The following is a 3801-nucleotide window of genomic DNA, read 5'->3' as shown; positions in this document are numbered from 1 at the left end:
ACGATTCAGCCGTTTCACAGATGTTCTGCAGCAGCATTCCGAGCACATGCCCTTTTTCAATGCCTTTGTATGTTTCTTTCTGCAAATCAATCAAAGTCTCCGCACGCCGACGGTCACTGATATCCCGTTGGAGCATTAGGATATAACGCAGTGATTTTTCCGGGAACGCCAAAGGTTGCACCGTGATTTCATTCCAGAAAGGCGTTCCGTCTTTTCGGTAATTGACGATTTCAAAAATGCCAGGCTGGGCGGATGCCGTTGCTTCACGGATTTGGCTGCCGGTATTGGCATCGGTTTTCGTACCATGGAGGAATTTACCGTTTCTTCCGATAACTTCCTCTTCGGTATACCCAGTCATTTCAAAAAACGCTTCATTCGCATAGGCAATAGGGTGTTCGGAAATTTCCGGGTTCACGACGACAAAACTCGTGTGGAATTCGATCCCGAGACGGCGCAGCCAATCTATAATCACTTTCCGGTCTTCCTGGATTTCATATTGATGCATACGCGTCCCTCCCAGTTTTTCTCATTATGTATGGTGAAAAAAAGCCGCCAATGCATGCGGCGGCTTTATTCATTTCTATATTCATCTAAATAGCCAGCTGCTTATTTATATAAAGGATGGGCAGCTGTTAATTTCGCTGTACGGTCAGCCGCTTCCTTCTTCACAGCTTCATCTTCCGGATTTTTCAAGAGAAGCGCCATGATCGAAGCGATTTCCTTCATTTCTTCTTCTTTGAAGCCACGGGATGTGACGGCTGCTGTGCCGAGACGGATGCCGGATGTGACAAATGGGCTTTCCGGATCGAACGGGATGGTGTTTTTATTGGTCGTGATGCCGACTTCATCCAACACATGTTCCGCGACTTTCCCCGTCAAGTTGAGTGAACGGAGATCAAGCAGCAACAAGTGGTTGTCTGTTCCGCCGGAAACGATGTTGACGCCTTCAGCTGTTAAGCTATCAGCCAAGACGTTCGCATTCTTGACCACCTGGTCGATGTAATCGGTGAACTCAGGCTGCTGGGCTTCGCCGAATGCGACAGCTTTTGCTGCGATAACGTGCATCAACGGGCCGCCCTGGATGCCTGGGAAAATGATTTTATCAATTTTCTTCGCAAATTCTTCTTTGCAAAGAATCAAGCCGCCACGAGGGCCGCGCAATGTTTTATGGGTAGTGGAAGTAACAAAATGTGCATGAGGCACTGGATTCGGATGTGCACCGGTTGCGACAAGCCCTGCGATATGCGCCATGTCGACCATCAAGTATGCACCGACTTCATCAGCGATTTCACGGAATTTCGCGAAATCCAATGTGCGGGAATAGGCACTTGCGCCGGCAACGATCATTTTCGGCTTGTGCTCAAGAGCTGCCTGGCGAACTGCTTCGTAATCGAGCAATTGCGTATCTTTATCGACGCCGTATTCGACGAAATTATACTGCATGCCGCTGAAGTTGACTTTGCTGCCGTGTGTCAAATGCCCGCCGTGGTTCAAGTTCATGCCAAGAACTGTATCGCCTTGTTCAAGCATCGCTGTGTACACAGCCATGTTCGCCTGTGAACCGGAGTGAGGCTGGACGTTTGCATGCTCTGCGCCAAAAATTTCTTTCAAGCGGTCGCGTGCGATATTTTCCACTACATCTACAAATTCACAACCGCCGTAATAGCGTTTGCCCGGATAGCCTTCTGCGTATTTATTGGTCAACACGGACCCTTGTGCATCCATAACTGCCTGGGATACAAAGTTTTCCGATGCGATCAATTCGATATTCGCTTCTTGGCGTTCTTTTTCCGCGTTCATTGCTTCATATACTGCCTGATCCTGCGCCTTAATCAATTCCATCTGTCTTTCCCTCCCGTGATTGAAGAACCTGGCGATCATAGCTCGCACGGACGCCGCCGATCAATTTCGGCCGTGTCGTCGCACTTGATACGATCGCTTCCCCTATTAGTTTAACAGAAGTCCGCACCGGAACGGCGACTCTTTTTAAATGCATGCCGATCATCGTCTGCCCGATGTCCACTCCGGCGTGAGCAGCAATTTCCTCGACGACGACCGGGTCACTCATATTCATGAAGGCGTAAGCACTCATCGACCCGCCGGCTTTTGCTACCGGCACCACCGATACCGGCTCCAAGCCGTAGCGTTCGGCAGCTGCCCGCTCAATGGTCAGCGCGCGGTTAATATGCTCACAGCCTTGAAATGCCAGAAACAATCCATGCCGTTCCGCAAACACGCGCAGCGGTTCGAACAGGCTTTCCGCAATATCAAGCCCGCCGCCTGTGCCGATGCGCTCGCCGGCCACTTCAGAAGTCGAACAGCCGACGACGAATAGTTGGCCTTCCTTGAATGCAATCTGTTGCTCCAATTCGCTGAGAACCTCTTCAAGCTGCAACTGCCATAAGCTTTGCATGCTTACTCCTCCTTAGTTTTCGAGTGCGCTGATTTTCTGTACGCGGTTTTCGTGGCGGCCGCCTTCAAAATCAGTCGTCAGCCATGTTTTCGCAATTTCTTTCGCAAGTCCTGGCCCGATGACACGCTCGCCCATCGCCAAGACATTCGAATCGTTATGCTCACGCGTCGCTTTCGCGCTGAATACATCATGGACAAGCGCGCAGCGGATGCCTTTTACTTTATTGGCGGAAATCGACATGCCGATCCCTGTCCCGCAAATCAAAATGCCTTTATCAAATTCTCCGCTGGCGACACCTTCCGCTACCGGTTGTGCATAATCCGGGTAGTCGACAGAGTCGTCCGTTTGCGGCCCGAAGTCTTTGTATTCAATGCCCAGCTCGTTCAATAGGTTGACAATCTCCTTGCGCAGATTATTGCCGCCGTGGTCTGATGAAATTGCTATTCTCATGATTAACCCTCTTTTCGTTTTCATTTAGCGGACAGTTCTGAAATCAGCGCCGCCGCTTTTATTTAATTCTAACATTTTTGAACAGTTCCATGTTACTTCCTCACGCCTGCTTTCTGCAACTGAAATCCTCGCGTCCGGCAATCGAAAAGAGCTGTCCTGAAGCACATGCATTTATGCTCTTGGACAGCTCGTTTCAGTTACGTGGTGTCTAATTGCTTTGCCATCTTGTCGATCAATTGTTCCAACTCTTGATACGTCTTGCGGTAATCAGCCAAGGAACCGCCATATGGATCGCTGACATCGCCAGTCGAACCTTCCGCAAATTCCTTCACCGTGTGCAGCTTTGTCGCTACTTCGGGATAGTATTGCATGAGCGTCATCTTATGCGAATAAGTCATCGTCAAGATCAGCTCCGCCCATTCCACATCGCGCGGGTCCAGCGGCTTCGAGATATGCTTAAATTCAATGGACTGTTCGTTCAGAACTTTACGCGCATTGCCTGAAAGCGGTGCTTGCCCCGCATAGATTCCCGCAGAGCGGGCTTCCATGCCTTCAATTTTACGGGTGTGCACAATCGCTTCCGCCATCGGGCTGCGGCACGTATTTCCCGTGCAGACGAATAAAATCTTCATCCAATACCCCCTTGTCCAAGCTTCTGTGTCACCATCTCTTGCGTTCAGTGAACTCTCCAGATAGCGTGTGTCTACCTATTATTATACCGCATTTTATCAAGCTATTGTATGGATGCGGTTTGAGTCATCATGTATAGAGTCGTTGTGGAGAGCTGGACTTGATAGCGAGGATGTTGTGTTCGAGGAAGTATCGCTATTGATTGGGTTCATCCGCTGGTATCGTCGCTTAGCTGGACTTGAGAGTGAAATGGATTGTTAATTGATCTTCTCTTCGTGAAGCAGTCGCCTCCCGCTTGGGGCTGGCCT

The 3801-nt window shown here is 49.8% G+C and carries 5 protein-coding genes; all 5 read right to left on the bottom strand.

All coding sequences use genetic code 11. The features are described 5' to 3' along the window. Window positions 1–505: PAS domain-containing protein (locus tag ON064_RS17600; RefSeq protein ID WP_274625792.1), on the bottom strand; the 505-nt coding region annotated here is incomplete at its 3' end. A 101-nt stretch (window positions 506–606) separates the two neighbouring features. Continuing rightward, entirely contained in the window at window positions 607–1842 is a 1236-nt protein-coding gene (locus ON064_RS17595) for a serine hydroxymethyltransferase (RefSeq protein ID WP_274625791.1), read from the bottom strand. Beyond that, window positions 1829–2413, bottom strand: a complete 585-nt coding sequence (locus ON064_RS17590; RefSeq protein WP_058382958.1) for a TIGR01440 family protein — start codon at window positions 2411–2413, stop codon at window positions 1829–1831. Before ON064_RS17590 ends, ON064_RS17595 begins: the two co-directional genes overlap by 14 nt. Window positions 2414–2425: 12 nt before the next feature. Further along, the gene (gene rpiB / locus ON064_RS17585; RefSeq protein ID WP_058382957.1) at window positions 2426–2863 is read right to left on the bottom strand and encodes a ribose 5-phosphate isomerase B; all 438 of its coding nucleotides are present in this window, start codon (window positions 2861–2863) and stop codon (window positions 2426–2428) included. A gap of 197 nt (window positions 2864–3060) precedes the next feature. Next, complete coding sequence (locus ON064_RS17580; protein WP_274625790.1) at window positions 3061–3495, bottom strand: low molecular weight protein arginine phosphatase; 435 nt, start codon at window positions 3493–3495, stop codon at window positions 3061–3063. Window positions 3496–3801 lie beyond the last annotated feature (306 nt).

The organism is Planococcus sp. A6, from assembly GCF_028823615.1.
Classification (GTDB): domain Bacteria; phylum Bacillota; class Bacilli; order Bacillales_A; family Planococcaceae; genus Planococcus.
The sequence above is the reverse complement of the archived record's forward strand: the minus strand, read 5'-3'. Positions and strand labels throughout refer to the sequence as shown.